The organism is Paraburkholderia lebeckiae, assembly GCF_014201005.1.
GTDB lineage: Bacteria > Pseudomonadota > Gammaproteobacteria > Burkholderiales > Burkholderiaceae > Paraburkholderia > Paraburkholderia tuberum.
On the sequence record NZ_JACHDK010000003.1, the window covers coordinates 1 to 13,926 of the forward strand.

Sequence of the window (13,926 nt, forward strand, 5' to 3'; positions counted from 1 at the left end):
ACCGGATTGCACGCACAGCCGTGCGGCGCGTGCTCGCGCAGGTCGTTGCACGGGATCACGTGACATTCGCCCTTGATGCGCACCACGCGCCATTCACCTCTCGAATTGCTCAATCACCACTCCAATCGTTAAAAACCGCTATCAATTGCTATCCGACGCGGGCGACTCGCTGTCCCACCACGGATCCTCGACCGGCGCACGCTTAGGCACAGGCACCGGACGCGCCGTTACCGATCGCGCCGCATTTGTCACCGATTGCGACGCACCTGAACATTTCTGAACATTCGCCGCATGTATCGGGTGTGCACCCTCTGGAAACGTCAGGCCCAATGCGGCGTAGGCGACGCGATAGACGTTCGTCGGCTTCGGTGGTCGCCCTGCCTCGTACTCGTCGACGAGCTTGCGTGCCCATGCTTTCGGATCGGCCGTCATGGTCAGAACGGAATCCCGTCGAAGTACTCGACGCGCTGCATCGCGATCGCGCAGTACGACATTTCAGCGCCGAGCACGAAAAACTCGCGCCCCGGGTTGGCCTGCGCGAGCCGCTCCGCTTCCATAGCGGCACTCCCGAAGTTCGTGTGCCGATAGCTCGGCGGCTTCGCGCCAGTCGGGCACCACACGATCCAGAATTTCTCGGCCTGCGTTTTCATTTCGTGCCTCCCTCGCTTAGTTCCGCGTACATGTGCATCAGGTTCTGCGCGATCCGCTGGATCGAATAAGCCTCGAATTCGCGGCTCGGCGACTCCTCGCCCAAGTGCTCGCAGATGTTCTGAAAGACGTGCACCGCCTCGTGCACGAGCAGCGCGGCGATCTGCGTGCCTGTTCGATCCGCCAGCGTTTCGCGATCGACGCACACGATTGCAAGGTTTTGGCCGCCTTGCTGGTGATTGAACCAGTGCGCAGTCGCCGGTTTGCCGTTGATCGTGAACGGCGGATGCTCGTCGATTTTCAGGCGTCGCATCTCGCGGCGGTACGCGCGCTCATCGACGCACAGCGCGAGATGGCACGGCATGTCCAGCAGCACTCCGTTGGCGTATTTCATGCCGCATGCCCTCCCCGTTGTTGTGTACGCACCTGCTCGAGCTTCGCGATGCTCGCCGCGCGGTCCAGTCCGTGAATGCTGATCGTCAGCCGCTTCGCCTCGTCGCAGAGTTGGGCATCGGTCATCGTCCGCAGCGGGACAGGCTTCGGTGGCGCGAGCGCCTTCGCGACGAACGCATCGAGGAAACCGGCGTTCACCGCTGTCACGTCGCGGTCGTGGTCACGTTGCGCGACGGCTGCGTCGTACGCGATGCGCAGCTGCTCGGCAGTGATGCCGCGCATTGCCCACACGACGATCTGCTGTGCGTCAGGTGCGAATCGCGGGTTCTTGCCGCGCTCGCACTCCCACTGCTTCAGCAATTCGGCGATCTCTTTCGCACTCAACGACGACGACGAATGCGGCGGTGAACGTGCGACGCCATTCGAGTTATCCACAGCCCCACCACGTATCAAGTCTCTACCGTCGTCGTTAGTACCCTTAGGTTTACTACCGGTTCCGGTTCCGGTGTCGGATTCCCGATGGAGTCCCGCGTCTGTCCCGTGGGACACATTTGGGACTCCATCGCCATTCACATGAGACGGCGGAGGCTTATCAGGGGACTTCTTCGCGGGCGTACGTTTACCGCGAGCCGGTTCGCCAGCAGCCTCCTGTGCGCTTTCCTTCGCCGCACGTTGCGCAGCCTTGCGCAGCCGCTCGCCGTCGCGATGGGCAATCATCTCGAGCACGCGCTCCGTTAGCGTGCTGTGATAAAGGCGGCCGTCATCAGCGAGCCACCATCCACGCATCAGGCGCTTCTTGATCGACTCGAACTGATCTAGTGGCATCCCGATACGCGCTGCGATCAGCTCGTCGTCCGCCGGCAAGCTGCCGCACGGGGTTTGCTCCCACGCGGTCATCCATAGCATCAGCAGCCACGGTCGAACCTCAGACGTGGCAAGCGCCCAAGTGTCGGACTGACGGATTCGCTCGTAGTCGAGTTCAAATCGCCAGCCTTTCGCGCGGGTGTCGGGTGGATAGGGTGTGGGGCGTGGACTCTCGGTCATGCAGAAGCCTGTTGCAATGCGCGTTCGTGCTCAAAGTTCGCCTCGATCAACGCCGCGGCGACGTCCGGACAAACGCTGTTGCCGATCATGCGGACCTGTGCCGATTTCGATAGTGGTTTGCCGTTCGTCACCGGATCGAGCACGTACGAATCGGGAAAGCCCTGAGCCCGTGCCAACTCTCGCGGTGTCAACATCCGCATGCCAATATCGGCGATCACGTAGTCTTCGCCGTTGACCGTCACGAGCCCGAAGCGGTCGTGCGTCGGCACCGTGCGCATCGGGTCTCGCAGATCCACGCCGTCCTTCTCATTGCCGTAATACGCGATCAGGAACGCGCGGACCTCGCCGATGTGGCCGCCGCCGGCGGTAATGGTCGGCGCCGGATCGCGAACGTCCTGCCCGAACTGGTTGTTGCGCAGCTTCACCAGGTGCGATACCGCGAGCGCCGTGTCGGCCTTCGCCGTGATCGTCGCCGCGGGCTCGCTCACGTCGCGCGGGCGCGACTGGCCTGCACGGCCGCCGCAACCGACGAGCTGCGCAGTCACGAGCGAGTGGTGATCGCTCGTCGTCACCGTGCCGGCGGGAACGTCGATGCGCGTGCCCGTCACGCCGGTGAAATGCTTCGCGAGGAACGCCGCGACGAGCGCGTGCTTGCCGCCGCCCGCGACGACAGTGCCGAGCGGCTTGTCGAGGCCCGGCACGCGCGGAGCCTGCCCTTCGCGCTCGCCGTAACCCATCTGGATCAGCGTCGCGCCGATCAGTGCCTGCTCGCCGCGGTGCGCACCGGTCACGGTCGCGAGCGGCATGTCGACGTGCGCCGCGCGATCGCCGCCTTGGTGCGTCACGTGCATGAGCGTCGGCGCGACGACGTACTTGTCGTTCGAACTGGTAACGGTGCGCAACGGCTCGTCGATACCCCAAACGTTCGGCCCTCTGCCCGTCGTCGTGCTATGCGCGGTCGAGACAATGAACGGCGCCGGGCTGTTCACGACGAATTTCATGATGCCGCGCGCGATGCGCCGTAGCGTCGCGTCTTTCAGTGGCCGCTTGCGTTCGAAGATCGACGGACACGGAATGCTCCAGTCGATGCACTCCGCAGCCGTGCGCCACGGCGCCAGCTTGCCCGCGCGTACCGCGTCGCTTTTCGGGTCGCCATGCGTCGCCGTCGGCCAGACGATCGGCAGACCGTCGCGACGCGCAAACAGATACAAACGCTTGCGGATCGTCGGCGCGCCGAAGTCGCACGCGCGCAGCACGCGCCACTCGACGCGATAGCCGAGCCCGGCGCGTAGCCGCGCGAGCGGAAAGTCCGCGCCGAGGGTTTCAAAAATCTCCTGCTCGTCGGGGTGCCCTTCGGCGAGGCCGGTCGAGAGCGCGGACACGAATGCGCGGAATGTGCGCCCCTTCTCCGCTTTGATCGGACGCCCGTCGTCGTCCAGCGGGCCCCAATCCTGAAATTCTTCGACGTTCTCGAGCCCGATGCCGCGCGGCGACTGGAGCACGGCCCACTTCAGCGTGACCCATGCGAGGCCGCGAATCTTCTGCTCGCGCGGCTTGCCACCCTTCGCTTTCGAGTGGTGTTTACAGTCGGGGCTGAACCACGCAAGCCCGATCGGCTGCTGTCGCGTGATGAAGCCGGGATGCACGGCAAACACGTCTTCGGTGTAGTGCGCAGTCTGCGGATGATTCGCCGCGTGCATCGCGAGCGCTTCCCCGTCGTGGTTGATCGCGATGTCGACCGGGCGGCCGAACGCGCGCTCGATGCCGGTGCTCGCGCCGCCGCCGCCGGCGAAGTTGTCGACGATCAGTTCGGCGCCGAGGTCGAGCGCAATCGTGAAGGTGTCGCGCCTCATGTTTGCCCGGCCCTTTCAGGTCCTGAATTGGACCCATTCATCGACGCGACGCGGCGCCGGCGCTCGATTAACCTGTCGATCTCTTCACCGCATGCCCAACGGCACAGAATTTCGCGGTGCAGTTCGGTGACACCCATCCCCGCGGCGCGTGCGCGTTCAGCCAACACGTCGCCGACCGATTCTGGAATGACGGTTTTGGCGAGGAAGGTCAGCTTGCCGAGCGGGTGCGACGTGCCCGAACGCGCGAACAGCGCAGCGTCGTCCGCGTGTTCCTCGTCGCCAATGTGGTAGGTCTGGTCGTTCGGCATATCACGCGACCTCCGATGCGGCGGTCGGCAACCAAAGCGGGTACGCACCCACTGCCATGTAAAAATCAAAGCTCTCCACTTCTTCAACCTCCAACAACAGGGGTGCGTATGACTGAAAAAAAAATCTCGCTGAGCAAGTCGCCAAACACGCCGATGACATCCTCACCACACGGATAGCCATTGCCGCGCTGGTCAACGTGCTTTCGGCAGAGCAGCGCTCGGCGTTCATCGCGGCTTTCCGGGAGCGAATCCAGACTCTCGACGACTCCATGCTTTTTCTACCGATTCCCGATCAACTCCCTGCTCGACTAACCAGGTCAGCAGCAACTCTCGAAGCGCTGATTCGGGAATGAGGCTCGAAGCCGGAGTTGGCCGACTGATTGCCGCTCTGCGGGCCTGCTCGCCGTCGATTTCGCGAGCCAGACGGTCCAGCGCTGCGGCATCGTAATGGCCTAAATTCTTGATGATTCGGTTAATGAGGCTCATGCGACCTCCGAAGCGGCGGTCGGGACTGGCGGCGAATCGCCCTTTTTCTCGATCGATATCTCGACCCACACCGGACTTACCTTCTTCAACCAATGAACCACCTTTCTCCAGAATGGATTGCGGCGACGGCTGCGATCGCTGTCGCAGTTGTTGCCGCTACCGCCTCCGTGGTCGTGCAGATCATCGCCAAGCGGCGCGAGCATCACACTGCGCTTACGCTCAAGATCATGGAATTGGCGCTTCGGATGCGCGAAGGCGACATCAAGCGCGGGGCGCGAGAATCGCTTCCGATCTTTCCGATCGAGGTCTACATGACCTACATCAGCGAGTGCGCGCATCTTGCGGGGAAGCCTAGACTCGACCACGCGTCGGTTGTTCAGCTTGGCCGCGATATGGATGCGCTTGCGAAGCTCGTCGCCGCGCGCGATGGCGTCGTTCTGCCAGCATCCGACCCAAGGGCCGATATAGGTGAATTGCCACGGGGCGATGTAGCTGCCGCGCGGTATGAGTCGCCCGGCCGCGTCCCATGAACGAACCTCGCGCTCGGGATCGCCTGGCCGAATGCCGGTTGAGCCTGGAAGCTTCGGGATACGCATCACGCGACCTCCGATGCGGCGGTCGAGACTGGCGGCGAACCCGAGGCCTCTCTACAACGCTCCGCGTGCAGTGCGAAGAGTCGATCACCGATCTCTTTAGAGACGCGCTTTCCACGCACGCCGAGACGGAAGGCGGAAATAGTTGGCTGCGCGCACCCCGCTAACTTCGCAAGTTCCGTCTGCGTCAGACCGCTTTTAAGAAGCTCAAGGACAATGGTTTGCGTATTCATGTCGGCAAACTATCACAATTGTGTTTGCTCATCAACACCCTCGTGATGGACCTTTCTATTACATTTGTGATATGAAGACGCTGAAAACACTGGCAGAACGCCTTGCGTGGGCTCGCAAGAGGAAGAAGTATTCGCAACAAAAGCTCGCTGACCTCGCAGGAGTGAGCCAAGCTGCGATTGGAAATCTTGAGTCCGGTATTCGCTTCGCTAGTCTCAAGATGCCTGTGATCGCATCTCTGCTCGATGTCGACGCACTTTGGCTTGCCGAGGGAAAAGGCACGCCGCCCGCCGAGTTGACCGGCGACACCCCTGTCGACACAAGCAGCCATGCGTCGACGCGCGAAAACCACTCTTCAACGAATCAGAGCGATGCAACCGAGCGCGTACTGCGGACGCTTGTCGGCCGCAGCGAGAAAGAGATTTCCGAAATCGCTGATGCGCTTGAGGCATTGCTGCGCGCAGGAAAGCGAAAGCCCGAGGCTCACCCGAAACGCATAAGCATTACCGTGGGTGAACCGACAAAAGGGATCGCACGCGATACCGACGGCGTTATGTTTTCCGTCGGTAAACCACGAACCGCAAAGCGACGCAAGAATTCCTGACTTCAACGCCGCGCGAGCGGCTATTTTTGCGCTATATCGATAGTTTTTAACAATCAAACGGCATTTTTAAGATACGTCTTATATTGCGATGATAGAGCCAGATATCAATTCACCAAGCCATGCTCTCTTTTTGGGCGTAACAAGCAATGCAACGCGCGATGAAATTGAGCAAGCGTTTTCGCGAATGTTAGGGCGCTACGCAGCGCTAGCTAATGCGGGCGATCTTCATGCGAAACACATAGTTGAAAGCGCTGGTAGGAGTCGTGATTTTCTCTTGCACCATCTAACGCAGCGCGAAGCCGCCGAGGCTCGGAGACTAGCAGGCGATCCAGCGTGGAGCGTTCCCCGTGTACAGCGATCACCACGCACGCTCAACATCGATTGGAAAAGCCTCGCATTCGTCGTCGCCATGTTCGTTGTCACATGGTTCATTGGTACCCTGATGCGCGAACGAAACGAGGCGCGTTCGTGGGCAACAGCAGTTGAAAACTGTGATGGTGACAGGCAATGCGCTCGAGACGAAATCGAATATCGGGCCTATCTGGATGGTGCTGCCGCCGCGGAATCAAACGACCCAAACGGCAGGCATTAGGGAAAGCATGCAATTCAACGGTAAGAAATCCGGTCGACATTCCAGCATCCGCGCGGCTGAAAAAGCGATGCCGTTCAAGTGCAATCGACTTTCCCAACGAAAATGTAAATCGCATATTCCGCGGTTCACAATTAATTGAATCAAATTCTGTAACCGAGTGTGATGCGTTCTTGACACAGACTCTGCTGTAAGTACACCTTACTGCTTCTGCGACACAAGATATGAAAAAACGCCCACCCCCGAAGAGGGTTCACTCTATACATGGGCAAGGTCTTTCTATGCTCAGATCGGCTTTCGCGTCACATCAGTATCCACGGCCGACGTCGTAACAATCGGCCGCGTGCTGGCGTGAGCGTCATTCAATTCGGGCCGTATCTCGAACGCCGTCGGCAAGCGGCGGGCATGCCATGCTGCCCAGCAGAGTCGCGTGATCCACCATCGCCTGAAGACGTCGACGAAATTGTCATTCGTCCGCAGGAAGACGGCACGGACCGAGTCGAAGCAGAAGGTTTGTATCTCGCTTCGCCAGTTCGAGCCATTCGAGCCCTTTCCGACGCCATCGCCTATTTTTCACGGCTACTTTAAGCCACCCATCCCGCTCAGCGTCGAAAACAATCACACACGTGTTGACAAGCAATAAACACAGACGTGATACTCACTCCATCGCAACGCTTTCGATGGATGAACGATGCAACACACACGACCATCTGCGCCCCTGGCGCGCGTCACCGGCCTCGGTGACTACCTGCTCGACGTCGAGCTCGAAGACTCGACGCGCGAGACACAGGACATTCTCGCGCGCGCCGAACTCGTGAACCGGATCGCTCAGGAGAAGTTCGACGCGAAGATCGCGAACCTGCAACCGATCGACGTGATCGCGGCCATGCAATCGTTCGACATGCTCGAAGGTGAGGTTGTGTGTGCAGCGTTCCTCGAAAGTGGCTCCGCGTTGCGCACGCTGATCGCCGGTCGCTTCTTCGAACTGCTGGCGCGCGAGTGTTTCGACGAGGCCGAAAAGGCCGTCCAGATGATCGAGCGCGACGACGTGCACGAGGATCTGAAGCAGCCGCATCGCATCTTCGTTATCGCGGGGGTGCAGTAATGTCCGTGCTCGCAAAGGACTTGCTTGTACTGCGCGCGCTGCCGAAGTCGGACAGCGGCCCGCGCGGCGCACTGACCGAACACCTGATGCGCGAAATCGCGCGCGCCCTCATTTCGCGAGGTGCCGCATGAGAACAGTCCTCGCTCTCTACCACCGCCACCCGGTCATCACGACCTTGCTTGAATGGCTAGTCGTGTTTCTGTTCTGGCTTCTCGTTGTGCCGGAAGACCCGCCCACACTCGGCGAACAGGTTGGTTTGCGAGGTGCCAAGTGACCACCTCCTATCCCGCCCTTTCCCGCGCTGGCCGCGACAACGACCTACTTCGCGTAGCGTCGCGCCTCGACCATAGCTGGCAGCGCGAAAGCGTAGATCAGAAACATCTCGGTGAAACCGACCAGTTCGCGTGCCCGTTCCGGAGTGGTTTTCTCCTCGCTGTGCGTCGAGCCGTTCCCATCCATGCGAACGATGTGAGCCCAGTCGGCCATAGCTGGGGTAATCGTGCCGTCTTCTCGCAGCGCATTGATTCGCGCGTTGAAGTTGTTGATGTCGGGTTTGAGCCGCCTCGTTGCAATGTCAAGCACCTTGCGACACAGCATTTCGCACGTCTCCCGCTTATTGCGCTTGAGATTGTCCTGGGCCTCGATGAACGGTTCGGCGATCTCATCCGGAGTGTCGGGAGGTGCAGTCGGCACGGTCGGCTCTGGATACATGGCCAGGGTCCGGATCTCGAAATACGGATCGGCGCCCAATTCGGGGATGACGACGCTTTCTCTCGCATCCCCGCTATAGGGCATCCCCGCATCAGTTTCTACCAGCAGTGCAATCGGCCCCCAGCAGCTATTGCACGTCATATGGAGATTCCAGGTGCGACGACCTGCAAGCGTTGGCTGGGCTTTCGACGGTGTGCAGGCGTCGCCCGAAAACTGGACATTCTGTTTCCCGCAATGCGGGCATTCACCATGATGGATGGCACCCATGACCACTCTTGCTCCTTTTTCAAAAGAAATCGAGACGATACTACGATCGTCGCCACGCCCCGAAGTGGACCTTTTCCAATACTACGTGGTGAAGTCTGCCGAGAACAGGGAGGCGTACGTCGCGGCGCTGATTGGCGCTTTGCTCGTGGAACGCAAGCGTTGCGAGCACTCTGCCGGATAGAAGCCCTTTCCCGCCCCGTCGGGGATAACGCCCTCCTGCGCCACTGCCCGAAACGTGCCCCGTGGCGCATTCCCGCCGCGATCGCACTCTTCGCCGCCGTCGGTGCGTCCTGGTATCTGCTCGTCGCGCTGCGCGCTGGTGGCAGCGCATGAACTCGACCTTCACCTTTCTTGGCGTGTGGACACTGATCGCCCTCGTCTGCAGCGGCTTGTGGGCCTTCGTCCGCAGCGATCGCGCAGTACGGCGACTCGACATGCTCGAGCGCAGCCATCCGGTCTGGACATGGCTCGCGATGATCTTGCTGCTCGTCTCCGCTGCTCTCGCTTTGGTCTACATCAACACCGATGTGGCACCGCAACTCACCAATGACATCACCGCACGAGGTTCTGCATGAACACCAAACCCGCCCCCGTTATTGCACTGAGCGCCGTCAAGTCGTCGCAGATCCACAGCATCGGATACGACTCTGCAACGAACACGCTTGCCGTGCGATTCAAGGGCAAGACCGGCGAACCGACGTCGCTCTACCACTACGCGAACGTGACGCCAGCCAACTTCGCCGCGTTCAAAAATGCTGAATCGATCGGTTCGCATTTCTACAAGCACATCAAACCGTTCGCCGAACGCTTCCCCTACACGCGCATTGAGTCGAAGCCGGCCGCACACAAGGAGACCGCACATGAATGATCTTGTCGCCTCTCCGTTTGCGGACCGCAGCAACGCCGTCACCGACACTGCTGGCGCACGACAGGACCAGAGCCGCGAACTTGCAGAAATGCAGGTCACGTATCTGATGGCGCAGCAGTTCCCGCGCGATCAGGTCAAGGCGATGGACCGTATCCTGAATGCGTTCACACGCACCACGCTCGCGGAAAAGTCGCAGTATCAGTTCTCGCGCGGCGGGACCGACATTCGCGGTCCGTCGATCAGGGCTATGGAAGCAATCGCCGCCGAGTGGTGCAACGTCGATTCGGCATGGCGCGAGCGCTCACGCGGGGTCGGGCCGAACGGCATTCCGTTCTCGGAAGTGGAAGCCGTGGCCGTCGATCTTCAGAGCCGCACGCGCAAGCGTATCGCCTTCATCGTGCCGCACTGGCGTGACACGAAGAAAGGCGGCTACGTCCTAAAGGACGAACGGGACATCTACGAGTTGTGTGCAAATCAGGCGCAGCGCCGCGTACGCGCCTGTCTCGAGGCCGTCATCCCTGGCGACGTGGTTGATGCCGCAATGGCGCAGGCCGACGCGACTCTCAAAAGCAAGGCCGACACGAGCCCTGAAGCAATGGCGAAGATGGTCGAAGCATTCGCACAGTTCGGCGTTACCAAAGAGCACATCGAAAAGCGGATCCAGCGCAGGCTCGAAGCGATCACGGCCGCCCAGGTTGTCAGCCTGAAGCGCATCTATGCGTCGCTGCGCGACGAGATGAGCGAGGCGTCCGAGTGGTTCGAGATCGACGACAGTCGTCCCGGCCCGACAGGGAACGATCGCACCGAGCCCACTAGCAAGACGCCTCCGCTCTGCTCGTCAGAAGAATTCGAGAAGAAGTCTCCCGGCTGGCGCAAACAGATCATCGAAAAGAAAAAGACAGTCGACGAGCTGGTCGCGATGATCGAGACGCGTACGAAGCTCTCCGAAGAACAAAAGAAGCAGATCGACGAATGGAGTCACGAGAATGACTGAACGTGTAATGCACAACCTCGTCCAGGGAAGCGACGAGTGGATGGCGTTTCGCCTGAACCATTTCGGCGCGAGCGAGGCAGCGGCAATGCTCGGCCTCTCGTCGAAGGTAAAGCGCACTGAACTGCTGCACGCCAAGCACACCGGGAACCCCAAGGAATTCAGCGATTGGGTCCAGAAAAACATCCTCGACTACGGGCATGAGGTCGAGGCGCTCGCGCGCCCGATCGTCGAAGACATCATCGGCGACGACCTCTATCCAGTCACGTATTCGTTGGGCCGTATGTCGGCATCCAGCGACGGGCTGACGATGGGCGTCGACACCAGCTTCGAACATAAGCAGTGGAACGACGCTCTTGCCGCCTCGATCACTGACGGCGTGCTGCCCGAGGAACACATGCCCCAGGCGCAGCAGGTGCTTATGGTGACTGGCGCGGAGCGCCTGATATTCGCCTGCTCGGACGGCACTCGCGAGAAATTCGTCTGGCTTGAAGTACTCCCTGATGCTGCGTGGTTCGCACGCCTGCACGCCGGTTGGGCGCAGTTCGAGAAAGACCTCGCCGAGTACGAGCCAAAGGAGCTCGCTGAAAAGCCGCAAGCCGAAGCAATCATGGCTCTGCCGGCGCTCGCCGTCCAGATCCGCGGCGAAGTCGTCGCGAGCAATCTGCCGGCGTTCAAATCAGCCGCCGAGCAATTCATTGCCAGCATCAAGATGGACCTCAAAACAGATGAGGACTTTGTGAATGCTGACGCGACGGTTAAATTTTGCGAGGCAAAGGAGAAGGAGATCGCGATCGCAATGGATGCGGCTATCGCGCAGATGTCCAGCATCGACGAACTGATGCGCACTGGCAAGCATGTCAGCGAGCAATTGCGTGCAAAGCGCCTCGCGCTGAGCAGCCAGATCGAGTTGCGTAAGAAGCAGATCAAGGAAAGCGCCATCGCCGAGCGTCGACAAAAATACGCCGCCCACGTCGAAGCGCTGAACAACGCGCTGGGCGATGTGAGCATCGTAGTCGCGACTCCGGACTTCGCGGGCGCTATCAAAGGCCTGAAGACCATCGCTAGCGCCAACGACAAACTCGACACGGCGCTCGCCAACGGCAAGATCGCCGCCGATGCCGCCGCGCGCGACCTGCGCGGCAAGCTCGACTGGTATCGCCCGCATGACGAGGCGTACGGTTTCCTTTTTCGCGATTTGCAGCAGTTGATTCAAAAGCCGTCCGACGACTTTAAGCTGGTCGTGACAACGCGCATTGAACAGCACAAGCTGGCCGAGGACCACCGCGCGCGCGAGGCAGCAGAGGCGGCGGTGCGGGCAGCCGCACAAGCGACGAGGCAAGCAGCAGCGCAAACCGAAGCCGCGTCAGTCGCTCCGGCGGCCACCAATACCGCAGCGGTTATTCAGGGTGCACTATCGATCGTCTCCAAGCGGCCGCCCAACAGCGCGCCAACGCTGCGCCTGGGTCAGATCAATGAAAGGCTGGCTCCCGTTTCCCTGACTGCCGATGGTCTGGCGACCCTGGGCATTCCGCACGCCGCGACGGACAAGGCAGCGAAGCTCTACTACGAGGATGATTTTCCCCGTATCTGCAACGCGCTCGTGCAGCACATCCTCGCTGTGATGGAGGTGGATGCGTGAAACACGTCAGCACAGCCACCATGATTGAGCGCCTGTCCGGCCTGCTCGGCACGAATGACCTGACCGACTGGGAACAGGGATTCGTGCGCCAGCTCGATGCAATCCGAAGCGCCGGCCGTGTCACGAGCCTGAGCGACAAGCAGGTCGAACGACTGGACGAGTTGCACGCGAAGCACTTCGCATAGTCCCCGCTGGCTGAAAGCCACCCTCCCGGTAAGTAGGCCATTTTTATTCGCAACACTGCGCCAAGCGCATAGGAGTCCAAATGTCTGCCAGACCCATAACCGACGTACTGCGGCACATCGCGGGCGGTATGTTGCTCGATCACGCGAGCGACCAGTTCGCGGAGCTGGTCCGCGCCATCGACACAAACGGCGGCACCGGAAAAATCACGCTCGAACTGAACGTGAAGAAGGCGAGTCGCGGCGGCGCGATGCTCGTCACCGGCAAGTCGACGTTGAAAAAGCCCGCCGACGAGCCGATGGAAGCCATGCTGTTCGCCACTCCCGAAGGCAATCTCGTCGCCGACGATCCTCGTCAGCAGAAGCTCGACCTGAAGCGCGTCGATACCGCTGACACCCCGCCGTCCGAATTGAAGACGGCCTAACCTTCCCCACTGGAGTATTTCCCGCTATGGATGATCTGCAAAGCAATATCGCCGAAACGCTCGCGCGCGAAATGAAAGCGCCCGTTGAAATCGGCTCGAATACGGACGCGGCGGTACGTCGTATCGCGCTTCCGCCCGACTGGACGCTGAAGGAGTACGACGACTCGAAGTATCGCGTTGCTCCCCTTCGAAAAAGCGCGACCGTCCGGCTGCGTGCGCCCGAGGACTTTATCGAGTACACCAAGCGGCACGGCTCGCTGACGGATTCGTCCATCTGGTGCGAAGCCGATTATCCGCGCGGCCAGGTAGCGTTCACGGCCATCCTGAACGATCACGGTGAAGACGAAGCAAAGGCGGCATGGCGTGACCATCTCGCGCGCTTTCAGCCGGAATTCAGCGAGGAATGGAAGCGCTGGATCGGCAACAACAAGCAGGCGCTGACTCAGGGTGACTTCGCAGCGTTCATCGAAGAAAACCTGAAGGACATCACCGGACCGACCACGGGCGAGAACCTGCCGACCGGCGCAGAGATGCTTGAAATGGCATTAGCGTTCGAAGCCACGCAGGACTTCCGTTTCAAGAGCGCCGTCCGCCTCCAGAATGGCGGCCAGAACCTGTCGTTCGTCCAGGACGACGACGACCAGACGCTGCAGAAGATGAAACTGTTCGAACGCTTCGCGCTGGGCATTCCTGTGTTCCGCAATGGCGACGCGTACCGGATCGACGCGCGGCTGCGCTATCGCGTTCGCGACGCAAAACTGACCTTCTTCTATGAGCTGATTCGCTTCGACAAGGTGCTCGAAGCCGCTGCGACCGGGATGATTGCGACGATTCGTGACCAGACTGGCAATCCGTTCTTCTTCGGCGATCCGTTCGCGAAATAAGCAACCGGCGGCGGCCGGCTGCCGCAGAGACATATAACGCCTCGAAAGCCGGCAAATATCCCTCGGAATTTGCGGGCGGCCCTTACGGCGCCCGGCTTTTTG

At 60.6% G+C, this 13,926-nt stretch carries 19 protein-coding genes; 11 read left to right on the plus strand and 8 right to left on the minus strand.

The annotated features are described in order from the left end of the window. Window positions 1-434: 434 nt before the first annotated feature. From HDG39_RS06470 to HDG39_RS06500, 7 genes are all read right to left on the minus strand, one after another. Complete coding sequence (locus tag HDG39_RS06470; RefSeq protein WP_184004214.1) at window positions 435-650, minus strand: hypothetical protein; 216 nt, start codon at window positions 648-650, stop codon at window positions 435-437. Then, the gene (locus tag HDG39_RS06475; protein ID WP_184004216.1) at window positions 647-1,042 is read right to left on the minus strand and encodes a hypothetical protein; all 396 of its coding nucleotides are present in this window, start codon (window positions 1,040-1,042) and stop codon (window positions 647-649) included. The genes HDG39_RS06470 and HDG39_RS06475 overlap by 4 nt, the downstream gene beginning before the upstream one ends. Then, window positions 1,039-1,938, minus strand: coding sequence for a hypothetical protein (locus HDG39_RS06480; RefSeq protein WP_184004218.1), 900 nt, complete (start codon window positions 1,936-1,938; stop codon window positions 1,039-1,041). The genes HDG39_RS06475 and HDG39_RS06480 overlap by 4 nt, the downstream gene beginning before the upstream one ends. Window positions 1,939-2,081: 143 nt before the next feature. Beyond that, window positions 2,082-3,938 (minus strand): DNA cytosine methyltransferase, encoded by a 1,857-nt coding sequence (locus HDG39_RS06485; protein WP_184004220.1) that lies wholly within the window; start codon window positions 3,936-3,938, stop codon window positions 2,082-2,084. Then, window positions 3,935-4,246, minus strand: coding sequence for a hypothetical protein (locus HDG39_RS06490; protein WP_184004222.1), 312 nt, complete (start codon window positions 4,244-4,246; stop codon window positions 3,935-3,937). Before HDG39_RS06490 ends, HDG39_RS06485 begins: the two co-directional genes overlap by 4 nt. Window positions 4,247-4,471: 225 nt before the next feature. Next, a complete protein-coding gene (locus HDG39_RS06495; RefSeq protein ID WP_184004224.1) occupies window positions 4,472-4,732 on the minus strand; it encodes a hypothetical protein in 261 nt (86 codons plus the stop codon). Next, window positions 4,729-5,328 carry a hypothetical protein gene (locus HDG39_RS06500; RefSeq protein WP_184004226.1) on the minus strand — a complete coding sequence of 200 codons (600 nt, stop codon included), beginning with the start codon at window positions 5,326-5,328 and terminating at the stop codon, window positions 4,729-4,731. The genes HDG39_RS06495 and HDG39_RS06500 overlap by 4 nt, the downstream gene beginning before the upstream one ends. Before the next feature lie 301 nt (window positions 5,329-5,629). Here HDG39_RS06500 and HDG39_RS06505 point away from each other — a divergent pair, with 301 nt between their 5' ends. The 3 genes from HDG39_RS06505 to HDG39_RS06515 all read left to right on the plus strand — a co-directional run bounded on the left by HDG39_RS06505 (window position 5,630) and on the right by HDG39_RS06515 (window position 7,854). Next, window positions 5,630-6,160, plus strand: coding sequence for a helix-turn-helix domain-containing protein (locus HDG39_RS06505; protein ID WP_184004228.1), 531 nt, complete (start codon window positions 5,630-5,632; stop codon window positions 6,158-6,160). Between the two features lie 88 nt (window positions 6,161-6,248). Continuing rightward, window positions 6,249-6,752: a hypothetical protein gene (locus HDG39_RS06510; protein ID WP_184004230.1), complete on the plus strand. Its 504-nt coding sequence runs from the start codon at window positions 6,249-6,251 to the stop codon at window positions 6,750-6,752. Window positions 6,753-7,440: 688 nt separating this feature from the next. Next, window positions 7,441-7,854 carry a hypothetical protein gene (locus tag HDG39_RS06515; RefSeq protein ID WP_184004232.1) on the plus strand — a complete coding sequence of 138 codons (414 nt, stop codon included), beginning with the start codon at window positions 7,441-7,443 and terminating at the stop codon, window positions 7,852-7,854. Between the two features lie 318 nt (window positions 7,855-8,172). On the opposite strand, the gene HDG39_RS06520 is transcribed toward HDG39_RS06515, so the two are convergent. After that, on the minus strand, window positions 8,173-8,832 hold the full coding sequence (locus HDG39_RS06520; RefSeq protein ID WP_184004234.1) for a DUF4145 domain-containing protein: 660 nt from the start codon (window positions 8,830-8,832) through the stop codon (window positions 8,173-8,175). On the opposite strand from HDG39_RS06520, the gene HDG39_RS06525 reads away from it, so the two are divergent. The 8 genes from HDG39_RS06525 to HDG39_RS06560 all read left to right on the plus strand — a co-directional run bounded on the left by HDG39_RS06525 (window position 8,831) and on the right by HDG39_RS06560 (window position 13,824). Continuing rightward, entirely contained in the window at window positions 8,831-9,013 is a 183-nt protein-coding gene (locus tag HDG39_RS06525; RefSeq protein WP_184004236.1) for a hypothetical protein, read from the plus strand. The two genes, HDG39_RS06520 and HDG39_RS06525, sit on opposite strands and share 2 nt — an antisense overlap. A gap of 148 nt (window positions 9,014-9,161) precedes the next feature. Further along, window positions 9,162-9,407 (plus strand): hypothetical protein, encoded by a 246-nt coding sequence (locus HDG39_RS06530; RefSeq protein WP_184004238.1) that lies wholly within the window; start codon window positions 9,162-9,164, stop codon window positions 9,405-9,407. Beyond that, window positions 9,404-9,700 (plus strand): KTSC domain-containing protein, encoded by a 297-nt coding sequence (locus HDG39_RS06535; RefSeq protein WP_184004240.1) that lies wholly within the window; start codon window positions 9,404-9,406, stop codon window positions 9,698-9,700. Before HDG39_RS06530 ends, HDG39_RS06535 begins: the two co-directional genes overlap by 4 nt. Then, window positions 9,693-10,694, plus strand: a complete 1,002-nt coding sequence (locus HDG39_RS06540) for a hypothetical protein (RefSeq protein WP_260327559.1) — start codon at window positions 9,693-9,695, stop codon at window positions 10,692-10,694. The genes HDG39_RS06535 and HDG39_RS06540 overlap by 8 nt, the downstream gene beginning before the upstream one ends. Next, a complete protein-coding gene (locus HDG39_RS06545) occupies window positions 10,687-12,333 on the plus strand; it encodes a YqaJ viral recombinase family protein (protein WP_184004242.1) in 1,647 nt (548 codons plus the stop codon). The genes HDG39_RS06540 and HDG39_RS06545 overlap by 8 nt, the downstream gene beginning before the upstream one ends. After that, complete coding sequence (locus HDG39_RS06550; RefSeq protein ID WP_184004244.1) at window positions 12,330-12,518, plus strand: hypothetical protein; 189 nt, start codon at window positions 12,330-12,332, stop codon at window positions 12,516-12,518. The genes HDG39_RS06545 and HDG39_RS06550 overlap by 4 nt, the downstream gene beginning before the upstream one ends. 80 nt (window positions 12,519-12,598) lie before the next feature. After that, window positions 12,599-12,940: a YfdP family phage-associated protein gene (locus HDG39_RS06555; RefSeq protein ID WP_184004246.1), complete on the plus strand. Its 342-nt coding sequence runs from the start codon at window positions 12,599-12,601 to the stop codon at window positions 12,938-12,940. Window positions 12,941-12,966: 26 nt separating this feature from the next. Further along, on the plus strand, window positions 12,967-13,824 hold the full coding sequence (locus HDG39_RS06560; protein ID WP_184004248.1) for a DUF2303 family protein: 858 nt from the start codon (window positions 12,967-12,969) through the stop codon (window positions 13,822-13,824). Window positions 13,825-13,926 lie beyond the last annotated feature (102 nt).

Coding starts and splice junctions, on each gene's coding strand:
- HDG39_RS06495 (WP_184004224.1), bottom strand. CDS start 4,732: ATGAGCCTCATTAACCGAATCATCAAGAATTTAGGCCATTACGATGCC.
- HDG39_RS06515 (WP_184004232.1), top strand. CDS start 7,441: ATGCAACACACACGACCATCTGCGCCCCTGGCGCGCGTCACCGGCCTC.
- HDG39_RS06470 (WP_184004214.1), bottom strand. CDS start 650: ATGAAAACGCAGGCCGAGAAATTCTGGATCGTGTGGTGCCCGACTGGC.
- HDG39_RS06555 (WP_184004246.1), top strand. CDS start 12,599: ATGTCTGCCAGACCCATAACCGACGTACTGCGGCACATCGCGGGCGGT.
- HDG39_RS06505 (WP_184004228.1), top strand. CDS start 5,630: ATGAAGACGCTGAAAACACTGGCAGAACGCCTTGCGTGGGCTCGCAAG.
- HDG39_RS06525 (WP_184004236.1), top strand. CDS start 8,831: ATGACCACTCTTGCTCCTTTTTCAAAAGAAATCGAGACGATACTACGA.
- HDG39_RS06500 (WP_184004226.1), bottom strand. CDS start 5,328: ATGCGTATCCCGAAGCTTCCAGGCTCAACCGGCATTCGGCCAGGCGAT.
- HDG39_RS06535 (WP_184004240.1), top strand. CDS start 9,404: ATGAACACCAAACCCGCCCCCGTTATTGCACTGAGCGCCGTCAAGTCG.
- HDG39_RS06540 (WP_260327559.1), top strand. CDS start 9,693: ATGAATGATCTTGTCGCCTCTCCGTTTGCGGACCGCAGCAACGCCGTC.
- HDG39_RS06510 (WP_184004230.1), top strand. CDS start 6,249: ATGATAGAGCCAGATATCAATTCACCAAGCCATGCTCTCTTTTTGGGC.
- HDG39_RS06545 (WP_184004242.1), top strand. CDS start 10,687: ATGACTGAACGTGTAATGCACAACCTCGTCCAGGGAAGCGACGAGTGG.
- HDG39_RS06485 (WP_184004220.1), bottom strand. CDS start 3,938: ATGAGGCGCGACACCTTCACGATTGCGCTCGACCTCGGCGCCGAACTG.
- HDG39_RS06480 (WP_184004218.1), bottom strand. CDS start 1,938: ATGACCGCGTGGGAGCAAACCCCGTGCGGCAGCTTGCCGGCGGACGAC.
- HDG39_RS06475 (WP_184004216.1), bottom strand. CDS start 1,042: ATGAAATACGCCAACGGAGTGCTGCTGGACATGCCGTGCCATCTCGCG.
- HDG39_RS06490 (WP_184004222.1), bottom strand. CDS start 4,246: ATGCCGAACGACCAGACCTACCACATTGGCGACGAGGAACACGCGGAC.
- HDG39_RS06560 (WP_184004248.1), top strand. CDS start 12,967: ATGGATGATCTGCAAAGCAATATCGCCGAAACGCTCGCGCGCGAAATG.
- HDG39_RS06530 (WP_184004238.1), top strand. CDS start 9,162: ATGAACTCGACCTTCACCTTTCTTGGCGTGTGGACACTGATCGCCCTC.
- HDG39_RS06520 (WP_184004234.1), bottom strand. CDS start 8,832: ATGGGTGCCATCCATCATGGTGAATGCCCGCATTGCGGGAAACAGAAT.